Origin of the sequence: Pilimelia columellifera subsp. columellifera, assembly GCF_039532605.1 — a bacterium.
Lineage (GTDB): Bacteria > Actinomycetota > Actinomycetes > Mycobacteriales > Micromonosporaceae > Pilimelia > Pilimelia columellifera.
The window spans coordinates 135,619-154,210 of the sequence record NZ_BAAARY010000010.1 but is presented as its reverse complement, the minus strand read 5'-3'; the positions used below and the strand labels follow the sequence as shown (position 1 = coordinate 154,210).

General features: G+C 70.0%; 9 protein-coding genes. 3 read left to right on the top strand and 6 right to left on the bottom strand.

Features of this window, described 5'->3' with window-relative positions; translation table 11 throughout:
* Positions 1–8,879: LamG-like jellyroll fold domain-containing protein (locus ABD287_RS12440; RefSeq protein WP_344172449.1), on the bottom strand; the 8,879-nt coding region annotated here is incomplete at its 3' end.
* A 345-nt stretch (positions 8,880–9,224) separates the two neighbouring features.
* Here ABD287_RS12440 and ABD287_RS12435 point away from each other — a divergent pair.
* A complete protein-coding gene (locus tag ABD287_RS12435) occupies positions 9,225–11,186 on the top strand; it encodes a tachylectin-related carbohydrate-binding protein (RefSeq protein WP_344172447.1) in 1,962 nt (653 codons plus the stop codon).
* A gap of 101 nt (positions 11,187–11,287) precedes the next feature.
* Here ABD287_RS12435 and ABD287_RS12430 read toward each other — a convergent pair whose 3' ends face one another.
* Positions 11,288–12,448 (bottom strand): cobalt-precorrin-5B (C(1))-methyltransferase, encoded by a 1,161-nt coding sequence (locus ABD287_RS12430; RefSeq protein ID WP_344172445.1) that lies wholly within the window; start codon positions 12,446–12,448, stop codon positions 11,288–11,290.
* Positions 12,449–12,501: 53 nt separating this feature from the next.
* Here ABD287_RS12430 and ABD287_RS12425 point away from each other — a divergent pair, with 53 nt between their 5' ends.
* A complete protein-coding gene (locus tag ABD287_RS12425) occupies positions 12,502–13,254 on the top strand; it encodes a cobalt-precorrin-6A reductase (RefSeq protein WP_344172443.1) in 753 nt (250 codons plus the stop codon).
* 14 nt (positions 13,255–13,268) lie between these two features.
* Here the strand turns inward: ABD287_RS12425 and ABD287_RS12420 are convergent, their stop codons facing one another.
* Positions 13,269–13,574, bottom strand: a complete 306-nt coding sequence (locus tag ABD287_RS12420; protein WP_344172441.1) for a hypothetical protein — start codon at positions 13,572–13,574, stop codon at positions 13,269–13,271.
* Between the two features lie 297 nt (positions 13,575–13,871).
* On the opposite strand from ABD287_RS12420, the gene ABD287_RS12415 reads away from it, so the two are divergent.
* On the top strand, positions 13,872–15,032 hold the full coding sequence (locus ABD287_RS12415) for an alkaline phosphatase PhoX (protein ID WP_344172439.1): 1,161 nt from the start codon (positions 13,872–13,874) through the stop codon (positions 15,030–15,032).
* Here ABD287_RS12415 and ABD287_RS12410 read toward each other — a convergent pair.
* From ABD287_RS12410 to cobG, 3 genes are read right to left on the bottom strand one after another with little or no spacing between them, the layout of a single operon-like run.
* Positions 14,996–16,603, bottom strand: coding sequence for a precorrin-2 C(20)-methyltransferase (locus ABD287_RS12410; protein ID WP_344172437.1), 1,608 nt, complete (start codon positions 16,601–16,603; stop codon positions 14,996–14,998). The genes ABD287_RS12415 and ABD287_RS12410 overlap by 37 nt on opposite strands.
* A complete protein-coding gene (locus ABD287_RS12405) occupies positions 16,603–17,229 on the bottom strand; it encodes a precorrin-8X methylmutase (RefSeq protein ID WP_344172435.1) in 627 nt (208 codons plus the stop codon). The genes ABD287_RS12410 and ABD287_RS12405 overlap by 1 nt, the downstream gene beginning before the upstream one ends.
* Positions 17,226–18,533: a precorrin-3B synthase gene (gene cobG / locus ABD287_RS12400; protein WP_344172433.1), complete on the bottom strand. Its 1,308-nt coding sequence runs from the start codon at positions 18,531–18,533 to the stop codon at positions 17,226–17,228. The genes ABD287_RS12405 and cobG overlap by 4 nt, the downstream gene beginning before the upstream one ends.
* Between the last annotated feature and the right edge of the window lie 59 nt (positions 18,534–18,592).

Genomic DNA, 18,592 nt, shown 5'->3' with positions numbered 1-18,592 from the left:
CTGCCACAACGGTTCGGGGCAGTACTTCTGAACATCATCCACACCAGCTCAACGAACGACCAGGCGCTGCAACAACCCCAAATGACACACGGTCTTACCCATTCGTCGAGGCCGACCACCCAGAACTCGTGACCGTCGGTAGCGGTAATCGAATCTGTTTCCGCAGCATTGCCGCTGCCGGCCGCGGCATTGTCGGCGCCGCGGGTTTGTGCGTCCGCGGTAGCGATGGATATTTCGACCAGGGTCTTGTCACCGTCGCCGACGATGACGTCGGTGACTTCGCGCTTCTCGGTGCGTCCGGTGGTGGGGTCGGTGGCAAGGACCAGTTCGCCGACCTTGACGTCGGCGATGGGCCTGGTGGTTTTGTCGGCCATCAACACTGCCGTGGCCGGGGCGAAGCTGTTGCAGCCGCGTCCCCGCGCCGCGCCGCCGGTGAGGCGGCCGGCGGCGATATCGCGGGCCTCCCCGCCGACGGCGCTGCGGGCTGCGTTCGCGCCGCCGCGTAGACCGGCGCCGCCGACGACGGCGCCGAAGCCGGCTTTGAGGCCGGTCGCGGCGAGGGAGCCGAGGCCAGCGGTGATACCGCCGATCAGGGCTCCGGTGACGGTGGTTTTGAGAAGGTCCATGCCGCGTTCGCCGTTCATCGCCCCGGTGACCGCCGAGCCGACAGCACCGGCGAGTGCCCCGCAGGCGACGGCGCCGACGCCGGTCCAACCGATGGCGAATCCGCAGCCGATGCCGACGGCGACGCCTGCCACGGCGCCGATGATCGCGGCCTTGTTGTCGGCGACGAACTGGCCGACGGCCTGGGCGGCGTTGGAGACGTTCTCGATCACTGTGCCGGCGGCTTCGGCGGCCTGTTGGTACATGTTCTCGAGGAACTTGCCTGGGTCGGCGACCGCTTGGCGGGCGACTGAGACGACCGCTGCGGGTAGTTTCGCCGCGGCGGAGACGACGACTTTGAGGCCACTGAGCAATGGTTTGGTCACCGCATTGAGCACTGGCAGGACGGTGTGTTTGACCGCGTGCTCGATGGCGGCTTTGGCGTTCTGGGTGATCTGGCGGGCTTCTTGGTAGGCGGCTTTGGCTGCGGCCATAGCGCGTTCTTTTGCCCACTGGTAGCCGGACTTCAACGCCTGCCAGCCTTGACTGACCTTGTTGACCACCCAGTTGACGCCGGCTTTGGCCTTGTTGTACAGCCACTTGGCGCCGTCGGAGACCCAGTTGGCGACTGTCTTGATTGCGGAGTAGGCGTACCGCACCGCGGACTTGACCAGGGTGGCGGCGGTGTGTCGAACGGTGTTCACGGCGCCGTTGACCATGTTGCCGACCGCCCGCTTGGCGCGGTCGACGAACCCGGGCCAGTGACCGTCGGGGTCGTTGAAGTCAAGCGGGGCGCCGGCGCCGTAGGTGTAGCGGTTGGCGAGAATGGAGTCGCCGCCGGCGTAGTTGGCGCTGTCGCGGGAGACGAAGGCGCCGGTGCCGGGCTGGTACCAGCGGGCGCCCATGTTCACCTGGCCGGTGCCCGGGTCGGTCCAGTCTCCCTGGAAACCGATCCGGCCGGTGTCGCCGCTGCGGGCAGTGACCTGACCGAACGGGTCGAAGCTGGTGGAAGCGGTGACTGTGGTGAGTTTCTCGTCGGCTGGGTCCAGTGTGGCGACGACGTCGTCGTGGCCGTCGGCCAAGGTCAGCCGGGACTGACCACCCTGTACCACGGCCAGCAGTTCGTCGGCGGGGCCGCGGGCGTACTGCTGCTCGCCGTCGCCGACCGGTTCGTCACTGAGTCCGGCGTAGCTGAACGCCACATCGTTGCGGCTGGCGACGCGGTCCAGCCCGTCGTAGACATAGCGTTGGTCCCCGGCTGTGACCAACCGGTCGAATGCGTCGAACGAGTACGGCTCGGCCAGTCCGGAGCTGGTCCGGGAGGCCAGCGTTCCTCGTTCGGTGTAGTCGTAGGTGTAGTCGCCGTCGGAAAGCAGACGGTTACGCTCGTCGTACTTGGCGGTCTTCGGCCCGGCGCGGACCCGGTTGCCGGACGCGTCCCAGTCGTACTCGACTTTGCCCTTCGGCCCGGTCCAGCTCGCCAGCCGACCGGCCAGGTCGTAGGCGTAGCTGTTCTCGCCGGCATCAGCGAGCCCTGCGGTCTTCTTACCGGTCAGGTGTCCGTTGAGGTCATAGGCGTAGGTGATCGACGCGGCGGTGCCGCCCCCGCTGTTGGCCAGGGTGTCGGTCTCGAGTTGGCCGAACTTGTCGTAGGCGAAGGAACGAACCCGACCGGCGCCGTAGTCGATCCGTTCCAGGGAGCCGGCCCGGTCATAACGCAGCTGCTGAACGGTGCGGGTGGCCGCGTCGGCGACGAGGCTCAACCGGCCCTTGTCGTAGCCGAACGTCGCGGTCCCGGTCCGGTCGGTGCGGGCGGTCAGGTTCCCGTCGCCGTCGAAAGTGAACGACGCCTTCCCCGCCGGTCCGTCCGCGCCGATGAGCGCCCCGCGGTCGTTGTAGCGGAATGTGTTCGCGCCGGAAGGGCCGGTGGCGCCCACCAGCCGGCCGGCCGGGTCGTAGTCGAGCCTGCGCTCGGCGGCAGGTGTCTGGGCGCCGGACCCGGACTCCCCCCGCAGCCGACCCGCCTGGTCGTAGGTGCGGTGACGCGCCACCCCGCCGGGGGCGGCCAGCCGCTGCGGCAACGCCCGGGCGTCATAGGCCACGGTCCAGGTGCGCTGTGCCAACTCCGGGTGCCGGTCGGTGCGCGGCTCGACCACCGACTCCGGCATGTTCCAGCTGTTGACCGTGGTGAAGGTGTGGTGGCCCCGCCCGTCGGTGTAGCGGACCCTGTTGCCGGCGATGTCGTAACCGAACGAGGTGGTGACCGATTTGTCATCGCTCACCGGCTCCACCTGCCGGGCCAACCGGTTGAGCGCATCGTAGGCGTAGGTGGTGCGGGTGCCGTACGGGTCGACTGCGGCTATCAGGTTCCCGGCCGCGTCGTGCTCGTAGGTCTGCTTACGCAGCACCTCATCGTTGCTGCCGGCGACCGGCCGTCCACTGTACTGCTCGCTCTGCTGCCCGAACTTGTCGTACCGGGAGCCTGCGACCCGGCCGAGCCCGTCCTCGGTGCGGACCAACCGGCCGGTGTAGTCGTACCCGAACTTGGTGACCACCCCGTGCGGGTCACGGGTGGAGGTCCGGTCACCGACGCTGTCGTAGGCGTGGACGGTGACCGCGCCGCTCGGCGACACCGTGCTGGTGAGGTTGCCAGCGTCGTCGTACCTCATCGTCGTGGTGAAATTGTCCGGCACTGGTCGCCGCTCCACCTGGGTGACCGAAGTCAGCCGGTCCAACTCGTCATAGGTGGACTCCACGACCGCCCCGGTCGGATCGGTCACCGATCGCACCTCGCCGGTGCGGTAGTAGGTATAGCGCCACACCGCGCGCGCGCCCTCGTCGCCGCCCGGCAGGTCCTTGGTGACCAGCCGGTTGAGCTGGTCGTAACTCATCCGCGTCACCGCTCCGGCCGGGTCGGTGACCGCGAGGACGTTGCCCATCGCGTCATAGGCCGTACGCGACACCGGCGTGATCGGCTTGTCCGCTCCCGGAGGCGTGTAGGCCGGGGCGTGCTGTGCGACCGGCCGCCCCAAACGGTCGTGCTCAGACCGGCTGACGTTGCCACGCGGGTCCTTCACCGCCACCGGGTCGCCGAACGCGTCATAGCCGTACAGCGACCGGGCCTGCGCGCGGGCCGGCTTCGGACCGGCCTCCGCGCTGCCCGACTCCACCTCGACATCCGGCAGCGTAACGCTCACCCGACGCTCCAACTCGTCATACCCGGAGCTGGTGGTGTAGGCGTCCGGGTCCGCCCCGGCGGTCGTGCCCCGCGGATCGGTGGTCGCCAGCAACAATCCCCGCTGGTCGTAGCGGTGCCTGGTGATTCGCGCGTTCTTGCTGAGCGTGTCGCGCGTCCGTTCCTCGGTCACCCGACCACCAGCGTCGTAGTCGAACTCGACCTGGTCGTTCTCGAAAGCCTGCGCGAAACCCGGCAGGTTGGACGGCAAACCGTAGTTGTTCGTTCGCACGACATTGCCGTTGGCGTCGCGCACGAACCGCGCCTCGCGCCGCAGGTTTCCCGGATCCTCGACCGACGTGCGCATTCGTCCGCCGGGATCGACCTCGAACTTCTCGGTCCGCATACCGTTGGCTGTGACCCGCTGAGTGAGGTGCCCGGCGGCGTCGTACCGGTTCTCCTCCACCACGTAGTCACGCCGGCAGTCCGCCGGGTTCGGCTTGTCACAACCAGGAATGACCATGCCCTTCAACACGATCCGGTGCAGCAGGTCATCGCCATAGTACTGGTACTCCAGCCGCCTACCCATCGCGTCGGTGTCGCTGGCCAACCGGCCGGCGTAGTCGTACGAATAGGAATGCAACACCAGATCGCCGTCTGCGGCGCGCGGCGCTCCCGCCGGATCGCCGGTGTAGTCACGCAACCGGACCTCGGCGATCTTCTGCGCCGCCGTGTACCGGTAGTCGTGCCGGTTGCCGCTCGCATCGACCTCGGTCACCTTGTTGCCGAACCGGTCGAAGGACCGCGTCGTCTCGCCGCCCTCAGCATCAGTCACCCTGACCGGGTTGCCGTGCTCGTCGTACTCAACCCGGGTGACCCGCTGCGCGGCGTCGGACTTCACGTCCGACTCGATCGTCGCCGTGAGGTTGCCGTCGGCGTCGTACTCGTAAACGGTCCGCAACTGGTGCTCGGCGCCCGTCACAGCGTTGCGGGTGACTGGGCCCGTCGTCGCTGTGACCCGCCCGCTCCGGTCATACGTGTAGCTGGTGACCGCCCCTCCCGGATACGAATCCGAGATCACTTTCTCGGTCAGACGTCGGCCGAGCACGTCGTAGGTGTACTCGGTCACCAGCCCGGTCGGCTGGGTGACCCGGGCCAGGTCGTTGGTGCGGAAGTACTCGTACTTCGTCGCCTTGCCGTTGGCGTCCACGGTCCGGTCGATCAACCCGGCCGAGGTGTAATTGCCGTCGACCGATGGGGTGAAACCGATCGTGTAGTCATGCTTGACCGTCGCGCCGTCCGGGCCGGTCTGCGTCTGGGTCTCCCCGAACGGCGTGTAGACCAACTTGGTCAAGAAGGCGCCGTCGGTCGGGCTGGCCGACCGCCCGTCACGGCTCTCGGTCACCAACTCTGACAACGGGTCGAACGGATCGGTAGCCTGCGCCGGGAAGGTCGAATACACCGTGGAGCATTCCCCGAACCCTCCTGCCGGTTGCAGCGTCCGGCAGGTACGTCGGGTCGTCACGTTCCCACGCTTGTCGTACCCCAGCTCGACGGTGAAGCCGCTTTCGTTCACCACCTTGCGCATCTGTCCGGTCAGCGGGTCGTACTCGAACGAACGGATGGCCATGCCTTTGAGCGGATGCCTGACGAAAACCGGCCCGCCACCGGTGGTCGGGATCTCGGTGCAGAAAGTCGGATCACCCGGATCCGGCTTGGTGCACACCTCCCCCGGGTCGGTCGGCGACGGATTCGGGCTCGGGTCGTCATTGACCGCGGTGATCCCCAACGGCGTGCCCGACCGCAGCATCTGCCCGCTCAGCGCGTCGTACTCATACAGGTACGGGTGATCGCGCGGGTCCAGCACCTGCACGCTCCGACGCAGGTCAGAGGCGTCTCCGTAGACCGTCGGACGACCGATCTCCCAGGTTCCGCCATGACCGTCGGTGTACTCGGCCACACGATCGGTGTTGGCGTCATAGTCCACCTCGGCCGCGACCCGGCCGCTGGGCAACGTATAACGGGTGAGCCGATGGGCCGGCCGTTGTCCAAGCGCGTGGTGGGCCGCCACCGTCTCCGGCGTCAGCGGCTGCAGGTACAGCGCCACCTCGTCGATCGTGCCGCCGAAGGAACGCGGCCCGGCGCCGAACCACTCCGGCCACGCCCCGGTCGCCTCGCCGGCGCCGATCTGGGCGTGGTCGAGCGTCGACGCGTCCGTGGTGGCCTTCAACTCACCGCGCTTGACCCCGTCGAGGTAGAGCGTCTGCACACCATCCATCGCCGACAGCACCACATGGTGCCATTTGCCATCGCGGATATGTACCGGCGCCCGGATGGGCTCGACCTTGCCGGTCGCGAACTGCCCCTGAACGAACCCCTGCCGATCCACGTACAGGATCGGCACACCCTGGGTCACTTTTCCCGAGCCGAACGCCGCGTTCTGGTAAGCCAGCAGCGGCCCAGGATTGGCGCTGCCATCCAACTTGAACCACAGCTCCACGGCCGCGTTTCGGGACTTCTTCAACGCCCCCATCGGCAGCTTGACCACCGACGTCTGGCCGTTGAACTTCGCCGCCTTGTTGCTGCTGCCGACCACTGCCCCGTCCACCCCGAAGGTGACGTCCTTGCTGGTGCCGGCGTCCTTGCCGAGGTTGATCCCGACATCGCTACCCGCGCCCTGCGCACCGACCGGCTCGCCCAACCGCCAGTGTGACTCCGGCCGGGCGTCGTGCACGGCGGTCCGGTAGTGGCTGCCCTCGCCGTACTCGTAACTGGCGCACTGATCAGGCGCCGGACCGCACACCCGGCGGAGCAGGTCACCCTCGTAGTGGTACGTCCAGGTCAACGCCACCCCGTCGACGAGCTCGGTGGCGATCTTGTTGATCCGCTTCCCGTCCGCCTCAATCGACAGGGTCCGAACCGGCTTGCCGTCCGAACCGAGCACCCGCAGCCTGTCCGGCATGTTCCCGGCCGCCGGCGAAGCGAGGATCTGTAGCCGACGACTCCGCCGATCCTCCACCTCCAGCAACCGGCCAGCCACTCCGAAACGGTAAGTCGTCCCCGACCGGTCCTTGAGCGACCAACCCCTCGCCGCGTCCAACCACAGTCTGGCCACCCGCCCCGACGGCGCGGCGAACGTGCCGTCCGGATTCTTGCCGAACCGCACCGCCTGCCCATCCGGATACGTGACCACCCGGTTACCGGAGCCGTCAGCGTCCTCGGTGAGCCGCATATCGAACCGGCTCACCCACCCGGCGCCGAAGGCGCCATCGCGGCGCGGATCCAGACTGTTGTAGGTCCGCACGATGTTGGCGTCCGGGCCCGCGCTGGCCAGAGTGGCGTCCACCGCGGTGAACGTCACGTTTCCGACCTGGGCGTCGAACTCCCGGCCCTGCGCCGCTTGCGGCGCCCCGGCCAGCTTCGATATCACCGCCGGCTGCGGCACGGCCGTGCTGATCATGGAGCGGCCCAGCGGCACCTCCGCGGCGGTGTCCTTCACTACCGCCGACCAGGTGTAACTCTTGCTCCACTTCATCCGCCCGACCGGCACGGTCCACATCGAGGCGGTCGAGTACGGGGTCCACACGCAGGTGGCCGGGACCGGCTTGCCGGCATCGTCGTTGTCACACAACTCGAACTTGTACTGCAAAGCAGTGTTCGGCAGCGCGTCCGGATCGGTCGCCTGGACCAGCAGCGTAGGAGTCAACACCGAAGCTGAGTAGCCATTTGGTGGAAACGCCTCGCGCACGTCCGCCGGCTTGTCGAACACATGCAACGTCAACCGGCCAGGCGGCACCTGATAGTCGGTGAAGAATTTGCCCTTATACACCATCGAGAAATCGATGAGGTACGCCCCCGGCGGTAACGCCTGAATCGTGGCGTCCAACGTCACCGACCTGCCGACCGCCACCGGGCCAGGCAACGCCGCCGAACGCTGCTGCCCAACCGGCTTGTGCGACTTGGCGTCAAATATCCGGTACGCCAGGTAGTAGGCGCCGACCGTCCACTCCGCCGCGCTGCGGTTGGTGACCGTCACCTTGACCTTGCCGGCCTTGGCCTGGGTCACCTCCGGGTTCGGTCGCGGGTCCGGGATCGCGTACCCGGCGTTGTAGGGCGAGTGGGTCACATACAGCTTCGGCCTGTTGGCCGTGCCCGACCCAGCCAGCACCTTCCAACTGGCGGCATCGGTCGCGGCCCGCAGCGACAGGCCGTTGTTCGCCCCGCCGTTCGCCCAGCCCTGCACCAACTTCGTGCCGGCGGCTCCGAGGTTGATCGCCTCCATCCCGGCCGGACACGACGACTGGCTCTGACCGTGCCCGACGAAACCGCGGTTGAACGATCTACTCGCCAGCGATCTGCCGACCGCCGGCCCGGGCCACGCGTAGCCGCCACCGGCCGACCACGCGGCTGTCACCGGATGGACAGTCATCGGGCGGGCCTGGCAGCTCGGCCCGAACGCCTGCACCGCCGCCAACTGCGCGCCCAGAATGGTGTGGTCCTTCAAGGAACTGCCGATCGTGCCGAACTTCAGATACGTCGCAGCCGAACCGGGACCGACCTCACTCGGACGGTCGCGGTCTTTGGGCCCACGGCCGACATACAGATAGTCGCCACCGGCGACCGAAGACTCGCCATGGACGTACATCGCCTCGCTCGGTCCGGCCCCGGCCACATCCGGATCGACGGCGAACTCGCTGGTCAGCGTCCCGTCCGGATTCTGGAACAACCGAAGACCCGGAGCCCGCCCCTGCGGCAACTCGACGCTGGCACCCTCCACATACCCTGCCACCGGCTGCTCGCCAACCGTCACGAAACTCGCGCCGTTCGCACCCCGCACCGCCTTGCCCGGCCGCAGGGGGAACCGCGAACGAGTCGAACGCGGCAGATGCCCGTTGGCGCCCGTCCCGGTGAGATGGCTCAACCCCTCAGCCGACCCCCATCGCTGCACCGGCTTCGCATTCGGCCGATGCAACCGCTCGCCGACCTCCGGCCGGACCGCCGCGGACGCGACAGCGACACCAGGCGTGCCAAGGTTGACCACCAGGATCAACGCCAGCGCCGCCAGAGCATGGCGGCGTAGGGCGCTCGCGCCGGGAGGCATAGCAAGGAAACGATCCAGACGCAGGCGCGAGGATCCAGGCACCAGCACACCCCCGTGTCTCTCCTGTGGACCAGCGACACCGGGCAGGGTCTCAGACGAGAAAAGCAACCGTCAATACCCGCAACCCAACCCATCACAGCCGAGCCCGCCCGAACCATCACAATCTTGATGGCCCGCGAAGACGCGGATTATGGACATCCATCGAGGCTAGTCATTGTCGGGCAAATCAGGCACAGTGGATCAGGGGCTGCGCTGAACCGGCTCTGTGGAGTGTACTTACGTAGGTTGAGGACCGGCCGGCTCAGGTGTGACCCGGCTGGGCTGTTGTGGAGTCGGGGAGGAAAGTTGCTGAAGAGGGCAAGTTCTCGTGGGGCGGTCGCGGTGGTCGCCGCCACGGCAGTGGTCACCGGGTCATTGAGCGTCCCGGCGGCGGTCGCGTCGGAGCGGGCGGGAAGCCAGGCGGCGGTCAAGTGCACTGGTTCTGGGACGATCTTTCTTCCGGTCAAGGAAGCTGACGGCGCCACCCGGCTCCGTGTCTATTCAGTGTCCGCGCCGGGGACCACCGAAGCTGCGATGGGCTCATTCACGCTGAGCGGCGTCGGTTGGGACAAGTTCGGAAACCTGTTCGGCGGGCCGGGTGGTCGACTCTATGCGGTGCATCCGACCGATGGCCTGTTCCGCTACCGGTGGTCTGGCACGCAGTGGACCGAGCAGCGGGTCAACATGTCCGCGAGCTTCCAAACCTACGCGAAAGAGGCGCACCGTAACCGGATCACTGTGGATTCTCGCGGGGACATCTACCTGATCGACACCAAAGGTCCGCTCCGGCACTACCGGTATGACGAGGCGGCCAAGAAGTGGACGATCTACGGCCAGGTGCTCGCGACAGGGTGGGACAAGTACGACGCGGTGACGGCGGTTGCCCCGGGGGTCTTAGTGGCCCGGACGCCGGAAGGTGTGACTTCGTGGCACCGTTACGACATCGATGGGCAGCGGTGGCTGGTTCGCGACCGCACCGTCGGCTCGGGCTGGGGGGTCTTCAAACGCGGGCTGGTGAGCGCCGGAGGCGGCACACTTTTCGGCCTTGAAGACAACGGACGAGTAATGCATTACCGGTATGATCCAGTTAAACAAGGCTGGCCGGTGGCCAAGGTGGTGGTCGGCAGCGGCTTCGGAGTCGAGCATTCGGATATTGCCGCAGTGACCGACACCTGCTCCGATGATCTTCCCAACGTTCCAGATGTTAACGTGCCCCAACGCGTGGGGAGCAGGATCGCCGCCTACCGGGCGCCGAAGGCCAGCGAACTCGACATCGCCGTGACTGACAACGCGGGCTTCATCCGGCACGCGAAGATCAGCGGCTCCGCGGCGCAGTGGAGCACCATCTCCGGCGAGCAGGCTTTCGCTGACACTCCGGCGATCGTGCCGGACGCCAAGGGCATCCTGTCGGTCTACGGGCACAGCCGCAACGGCAACGTCTACGAGATGACACAGACAGCCGAGGGCAGCCCGCAGTTCAAGGCGCCGACGTCGATGGGAGGCGAACTGGCCTCGGCCACGGCGTCGGTGCGACTGGTTGACGGTCGTCTTGCGATGTTCGGCGTCGGCGAGAACGGTCGGCTCCGGGCTCGTGAGCAGGAAGGCAGCCCCGACGGGATGCTCCTGCCGTGGATCGAGCTTGACTCGCCGAAACTGGCGGTGACGCCGCAGGCGGTGGCCCGGGCCGACGGTTCGGTGGAACTGGTCGGGATCGACGTTACGGGCACTGTGCACAGCGCCCGCTACCAGAGCCAGTCGATCGGCGCCTGGTCCAGCCTCGGCGGCGACGGGTTCACCGGGCGGCCGGCAGCGGTCAGCATGCCCGGGCCACGCCTGCGCGTGTTCGCCCGGACGGCCGGCGGATCGATCGTCTCCCAGTTGCAGCACCAGGATGGCGCCTTCCCCCAGAAGTGGGAGCCGTTGGGGAACCTGACAACGGTCGGGTCGCCCGCGGCGGTGATCGATGGCTCCGACAGCACGGTGACGGTGGTCGCGCGGACCGAGGACGGCGGGGTGTTTCAAGCCACGGAGACCGCGGCCGGATCCGGGCAGTGGAAGGCGTGGGCGCGAGTGAACCCGGCGGGCGAACGCGCAGCGACGGACGTCACTCTCAGCAACCTCGCCGTCAACGGCGTCGAGAGCTGGGGCGTGCTGTTCCTCACCACCGACAACGACCTGCGACTGTGGTACAAGGCCTCCGGCGCGGGACTCCGCGGCGGAAAGCCGTTCGAGGGAAGAAAGTTCCGGATCCCTGCCGGGCGCGGCTGACCTACGTACGCCGCGATGAGAAGGCCCGGCCGGCGATATTTCCGGCTGACCTTCTCACCGCGGGTGGTCGGTAGAGAATCGGGCCTCGGTTCGGACGCCGGTCAGGCGCGGCCGACCACGGCGCCGGCACGGTCGATGACCACGATGTCAATGGCCACTGGCGCGTCCCCGAGGGTGTCGACAGCTGTCCGGAGTGCCCCGTTGGCGATGAGATCGCCGAGCGGCAGCCCTACGGCCTGACACACCGTCAGCGCGTCAAGCGCAGTGTTGGCCGTCCGCACCCGGTCGACCAGGGCGTCGTTCCCGCCGGCGCCGGCGACCAGGCCGGCCAGGAAGCAGAAGTCCACCTGCGACCTTTTGGAGTGCAGGTCGAGATGACCGTCGGCGAGTTTGGCGAGCTTGCCGACGCCGCCGGCGATGGTGAGCCGCGGGACGGGGTGCCGCCGCAGGTATTTGAGGACGGCGCCGGCGAAGTCGCCCATGTCGAGCATCGCGTCGGCGGGCAGGCCGTACAGCTCCATCGCCACCCGTTCGGAAGTGCTGCCGGTGCAGCCGGCGACGTGCTGGTGGCCGGTCGCACGGGCGACGTCGATGCCGCGACGGATGCTGTCGATCCAGGCTGAGCAGGAGTACGGCACCACGATGCCGGTGGTGCCGAGGATGGAGAGGCCGCCGAGGATGCCCAGACGTGGGTTCCAGGTCCGTTCGGCCAGCTCGGCGCCGTGGTCGACGGAGATCTCCACGACGACGTCCCCGGGGTCGCCGTGCGCGGCGGCGAGCGCCGCGACCACCTCACGCATCAGCTGCCGTGGCACCGGGTTGATCGCCGGCTCGCCGACGGCCAACGGCAGCCCGGGTTTGGTGACGGTGCCGACACCGGGTCCGGCGACGAAGACCACACCGGCGCCAGGGTCGGCGCGGCGGACCGTCGAGCGGATGAGGGCGCCGTGGGTGACGTCCGGATCGTCGCCGGCGTCCTTGATGATGCCGGCCATGGCGGCGCCGACGCTGAGGTTCTCGACGGCGAGTGCGAACGCCGGGGTCTGACCCTTCGGCAGGGTGATCGTCACCGGGTCGGGGAACGTCCCGGTGAGCAGCGCCGTGTAGGCGGCGGCGGTCGCGGCGGTGGCGCAGGCGCCGGTGGTCCAGCCGTAGCGCAGCGGGCGGTCGGCGGCGGGCCGGTCGTCGTCGGCCGGCTCGTCGGCGGGCAGCCCGGGGTCAGGCGTAGGGTCCGCCGGGGACCTGGGATCAGGCGCGCTCACGTCGTCAGCATGCCTGAGCCGGGCCCGGACCCGGGAAGGAGGGAGCGGGGACGGTGCGGCGAGTTCTTGTTCTCGGCGGCACGGGCGACGCCCGTCGGCTGGCCGAGGCGCTGCACGGACGCGCCGGGGTGTCGGTGGTCAGCTCGCTGGCGGGTCGGGTGCGGGCGCCGCTGCTGCCGCCGGGCCAGGTGCGGGTCGGTGGCTTCGGCGGCCCGGACGGCCTGGCCGCCTGGCTGCTCGCCGAGGGTATCGACGCCGTTGTCGACGCCACCCACCCGTTCGCCGCGCGGATGACGGCCAACGCGGTCGCCGCGACCGGGGCGACCGGCACGCCGCTGCTGGTTCTGCGCCGCCCCGGCTGGCACGAGCAGCCGGGCGACCGGTGGAGGCGCACGCCGTCGTTGGAGGCGGCGGCGGCGGCGCTGGACGCGATGAGCGCGGACCGGCGGGTCCTGTTGACCACCGGGCGGCAGGGTTTGGGGGCGTTCGCCGGGTGCCGTCAGTGGTTCGTCATCCGGAGCGTGGACCCGCCCGATGGCCCGCTGCCGAGGCGCGCTGAGCTGCTGCTGGCCCGTGGCCCGTTCACCGTCGACGGCGAGCGGGAACTGCTGCGCTCGCACCGGGTCGATGCGGTGGTGACTAAGGACAGCGGTGGCGCGGCGACCGCGTCGAAGCTGGTCGCCGCGCGTGAGCTGGGGACATTGGTGATCATGGTCGACCGACCACCGGCGCCGGACGTCCTGGCTGTCGCGACTGTGGACGAAGCGGCCGCCTGGGTCGGGCGCAGCAGTCACACCGCGTGGTGAACGGCCTGGCAGCCTCAGGCGTCGACCAGTTTTGAGGTCTTGCGTCGTTGGCGGACGATGCCCGTCACGCCGACAACGATGAGCACGCCGCCCGCCGCGGGCGCGGCCACCCTCAAGATCTTGGTGTGGCGCTGCTTGTCGTCGTAGGAGTTGATCCGCTCGCGCCCGTACTTGCCGCGCTCGATACACGAGTCGCCCGGCCGCATCAGGACGCCGTCACATTCGGGCGCCGGGTTCGCCGCGGCCATGACGCCGAGCGCGATGAACAGCACCCCGATCGCCACCGCGCCGTAACGGTTCCACACATACTTCAACAGCACCGCGATGGCTCCCCTTCAGCGCGCGACCGCCGGGTTGTCGGTCGCTGGCCGGCGTACGTTAGCGACATGAGCCCCGGCCGGGGAAGCCCTTGTCGGATTTCCGACGCAGCCCCCACCGCCGGCTGGACGGTTGACCCTGTTCGGGTGGGAGTCACTCCGGGTCATCGTCCATTCTCGACGCGTTCTCCCAATGCCGACCAGAGCGTCACTCCCGGGGCCTTCACTGCTACCCACAGTGAGCCCAGCGGGCCTTTCCGAGGCTGGGCTCGACGCGCACCGCCCCCGATAGGAGCTTCTGTGGACCGTCGTCACCTTCTGCGCGCCGCCGTCATCGGCGCCGGCGCCGTCACCCTCGGATTCACGTTCCCGCGTCACGCCCTCGCCTACCCGGCGATGCCTGGCGCCAGCCCGTACGGCGCGCTCGGGGCCGCCAACGGCAACGGCATCAAGCTGCCCGCCGGTTTCACCTCCCGGATCGTGGCCCGCTCCGGCCAGACCGTCACCGGCACCGGGTACACCTGGCACAACAGCCCCGACGGCGGGGCCTGCTTCGCCGACGGGTCGGGTTGGATCTACGTCAGCAACGCCGAGAACAACAGCCCGAACGGCAAGGTCAGCGCGATCAGGTTCAACAGCTCCGCCACGATCACCTCCGCCTACGCCATCGGCACCGGCATGGCCCGCAACTGCTCAGGCGGCCCGACGCCGTGGAACACCTGGCTGACCTGCGAGGAGGTCGACACCGGCTACGTGTACGAGACGGACCCGTGGGGCGTCAACGCGAAGGTCCGACGGTCGGCGATGGGCCGGTTCAACCACGAGGCCGCCGCGTGCGACCCGGTGCGCCAGGTCGTCTACCTCACCGAGGACAAGCCGGACGGCGGCTTCTACCGCTACGTCCCGAACGCCTGGGGCAGCAACACCGCCCTGGCCAGCGGCACGCTCCAGGTGCTGAGGGAGATCGGCGGGGCGTTGTCCTGGGCCAACGTCCCCGACGTCGACGGCTCGCCGACCCCCACCCGCGACCAGGTCGCCAACATGAAGATCTTCAACGGCGGCGAGGGCGCCTACTACCGCAACAACGTGTGTTACTTCACGACAAAAGGCGACAACAAGGTCTGGGCCTACGACGCGGCCGCCAACACCCTCGCCGTCGTCTACGACGACAACGTGCCCGGAGCTCTGTTGACCGGCGTCGACAACCTCGTCGGCGACGCCCACGTCGGTGACCTCTACGTCGCCGAGGACGGCGGCAACATGGAGATCTGCATCATCACTCCCGGCGACGTCGTGGCCCCGTTCCTACAGGTCACCGGCCAGGCGTCGTCGGAGCTGTGCGGGGTGGCGTTCAACCCCGCCGGCACCAAGCTGTACTTCTCGTCGCAGCGCGGCACGACCGGGTCCGGCAGCGGCGGCATCACCTACGAGATCTCCGGCCCGTTCCGCACGTCGCTCTGAGCGGGGTAGCGCCGCGGCGTGAAGACGACCTCCCCGTCGCCGCGGCGCTCGACCCGGGTCTGCGACGAGCCGATGATGAGCAGCGTCCGCATGTCGACTGTGGCCGGGTCCAGCTCGGCCAGGGTCACCACCCGCACCGACTCGGTGGGCCCGCCGACGTCCCGGCCGACGACCACCGGCGTGCTCGGCGCACGGTGCTCCAGCAGCAACTCCTTCGCCCGCACGATCTGCGTCTTGCGCACGCTCGACGCCGGGTTGTACAGGGCGATGACCAGGTCCGCCCCCGCGGCGGCGGAAAGCCGGCCGGCGATGACCTCCCACGGCTTGAGCCGGTCCGACAACGAGACGACGCAGAAGTCGTGCCCCAGCGGCGCGCCGATCCGGCTGGCCACGGCCTGGGCGGCGGTGATGCCGGGGAGCACCCGCACCGGCACGTCCTTCCACCGGGCCTCGGCCGCCACCTCCAGCACCGCGCTGGCCATCGCGAAGACCCCGGGGTCACCGGACGACACCACCGCCACCCGGCGCCCCCGCGAGGCCAGGTCCAGCGCGAACTCCGCCCGCTCCGACTCGACCTGGTTGTCCGAGGAGTGCCGCCGCTGGCGGGGGTTCGCCGGCGCCCGGGCCACATACGGCCCATAGCCGACCAGATCGTCGGCCCTGGCCAGCGCGGTCTGCGCCTGCGGGGTGAGCCAGTCCCGGTCGCCCGGCCCGAGCCCCACGACAACGACCTCGCCCCGACGTTCGACGCCCGTGGCGGGACTGGCGGCGGGACCAGTCGTGGCCGGAGCGGCCGTCATGACACCGTCCCTCGCGGGCGTGGCGGCTTCGGCGGGCGTGGCCAGGAGCGGGCTCAGGGCGCTGGGCAGCAACGCCAGCGAGAAGTACGGGACAGTGTCCGGGTCCACCCCCGCCAGCGGGGCCACCCGCTGCCGGTCGGTGCTGGCCCGTTCCACGTACCACGCCTCGTCGAGTCGGCCGGCGTCGGCGAGCGCCTGACGCACCGCGCCGAAGGTGCGGCCCAGCTTCATCACCGCAACCGGTCCCCCGGCGGCGAGCCGGGCGGTGAGATCGGCCACCGGGAGGGTGCCGGGCAGGACGGTGAGCGCCTCGTCGCGCTCCACCAGCGGACGACCGACCGCCGCGGCGGCGCCGGCGACGGAGGTGACCCCGGGAACGACCTCGGTGGCGTACCGGTCGGCGAGCCGCTTGTGCAGGTGCATGTACGAGCCGTAGAACAGCGGGTCGCCCTCAGCCAGAACGACGACATCGCGGCCGGCGTCCAGGTGGGCGGCGAGCCGGGCGGCGGCGGCGGCGTAGAAGTCGTCCATGGCGCCGGCGTAACCGCCGGGGTGATCGGTGTTCTCGGTGGTGACCGGGTAGACCAGCAGCTCCTCGATCTGACCGGCCCGCAGGTACGGTCCGGCGATGCCGCGGGCGACGCTGCGGCCGTGCCGGGCGCTGTGGAACGCGACGACGTCCGCGGCGGCGATGAGCCGGGCGGCTTTGACGGTGACCAGCTCCGGGTCACCGGGGCCGACCCCGACCCCCCACAGTCGACCGGCGGTCATCACTCCTCCTCGCTGGCGAGCGCGTTGATCGCGGCCGCGGTCATGGCGCTGCCGCCCCGCCGACCCCGCACGACCAGGTGCTCCAGGCCAAGGTCGTTGCCGGCCAGGGCCTCCTTGGACTCGGCCGCGCCGATGAAGCCGACCGGGATGCCCAGCACGGCCGCCGGCCGGGGCGCCCCGGCGGCGATCATGTCGAGCAGGTGGAACAGCGCAGTGGGCGCGTTGCCGATGGCCACGACGGCGCCGTCGAGCCGGTCCCGCCACAGCTCCAGCGCGGCGGCCGACCGGGTGTTGCCGAGTTGGGCGGCCAGCCCCGGGGTCCGTGGGTCGGTCAGCGTGCAGACGACCTCGTTGCCGGCCGGCAGCCGGCGGCGGGTGACCCCGGAGGCGACCATCTGGGCGTCACACAGGATCGGGGCGCCGGCGCGCAGGGCCTTGGTCGCGGCAGCCGCGACGTCCGGGGAGTAGGCGAGGTCGCGGACCAGGTCGGTCATGCCGCAGGCGTGGATCATCCGCACCGCGACCCGGGCCACGTCGGCCGGGAGTCCGGTCAGGTCCGCCTCGGCCCGGATCGTCGCGAAGGACTGCCGGTAAATCTCCGCGCCGTCGCGGACATAATCAGTCATACAGGACATCCTCCGGGCTGGCTCCGGGCTGGCTGTGGCTCTGGCGCTGCGCTGACCCGCGCGATCACCGCGGCGACCATACCGGCGTCCGCCACGTCGACTGACCGCCCCTCCGCGTTGACCCGATATCCGGCGCCGGTTGCGACGATGTCGAGGTGGTCGTCGGCCGGGTGGCCGCAGCGGCGGGCGCAGCCGGACCAGTGCGCCGGGACGGTCAGGGTGGGGGCGCCGGCGAGCCAGGCGGTGGCGTCGGCGCGCACGTCCGCGAGCGACCTGGCGCAGCCGGGCATGCCGGCGCAGGCGGTGACCAGACCGGCCGGGTCGGCCTGGTCGGTGACGAGACCGACCGCGGCGAGCGCCGCCAGCGCGCCGTCGGCCGACGCCGGAAGGATCACCGAGCGCCACGCGGTCACGCACACACCATCGTCGGACAGCAGGTCGGCGATCGCGGCGACCTGGGCGGCGGTGAGCCGGCCGAGCGGCGCGCCGACCACGACAACACGGCCCCCGCCGCTGCGCCGGTGTGACCCGAGCGCCGGCGCGGCCGGACGCGGCGGAACGGCCCGGGGTGGTTTCGTCGCCGCGTCGGGTCGGTCGGCGGGACCGCGCTGCCACCGGCCGGACGCGGCGAGTCGTCCCGCCACCCGCGCCGGCCCGTCCGTCAGCTCGGCCAGGCGCCAGGCCCCAGCCGCCTGAGCGCCCCGTTCGGCGAGGAACGCGTGTGCGGCGGCGAGCATGAGCGCCGGGGCGCCGGCCAGCTGCGCGGACACTCCCGCTGGCCAGCCGGCGAGGTGGAGGGCGACGGTCCCGTCGGGGAGCGCCCGGACGGCGACATCCGGGCGGAGGCTCAGCACATCACCGCGCCCGTCGTCGAGCGCGAAGAGGAACCTGCCGGAGAGCTGCGCCAGCGCCGGGTCGGCGCGGAGCGCCGCGTCGAACGCTGCCACGGCTGGGCGTACATCGGCGGCGCCGGCGCTGTCGATCCCCGACATCGGCGAGGCGAGGAGGTTGCGGACGTTCTCGTGGGTGGCGGACGGCAGCAGACCGGCGTCGACGAGCGCGACGGCGAGGCGGGCCGGCGCGTCCGCGCTCAGGCCGCGCAGTTGCACGTTCCCGCGCGAGGTCAGCTCAAGCTGGCCGTCGCCGAGCCGTGCGGCGGCGTCGGCAAGCGTCCGCCACTGGACTGCGGTGAGCCAGCCACCAGGAACACGTACCCGGGCCAGTCCCCCGTCGGCCGCCGGGTGCACCCGAAGGGCGCCCGGGCAGCTGTCCCGCTCGGCGCGCGGGGTCGGCTCGAGGATCACGGACGAATCCTACGGCTGGCCGCGCGGGCCGCGGTCGGGCGCTGGGCGCGGTCCGGCTC

What these genes read in the sequence shown, in the direction of transcription:
- ABD287_RS12410 (WP_344172437.1), bottom strand. Translation starts at nt 16,603, where the DNA reads ATGACCGCCGGTCGACTGTGGGGGGTCGGGGTCGGCCCCGGTGACCCG.
- ABD287_RS12405 (WP_344172435.1), bottom strand. Translation starts at nt 17,229, where the DNA reads ATGACTGATTATGTCCGCGACGGCGCGGAGATTTACCGGCAGTCCTTC.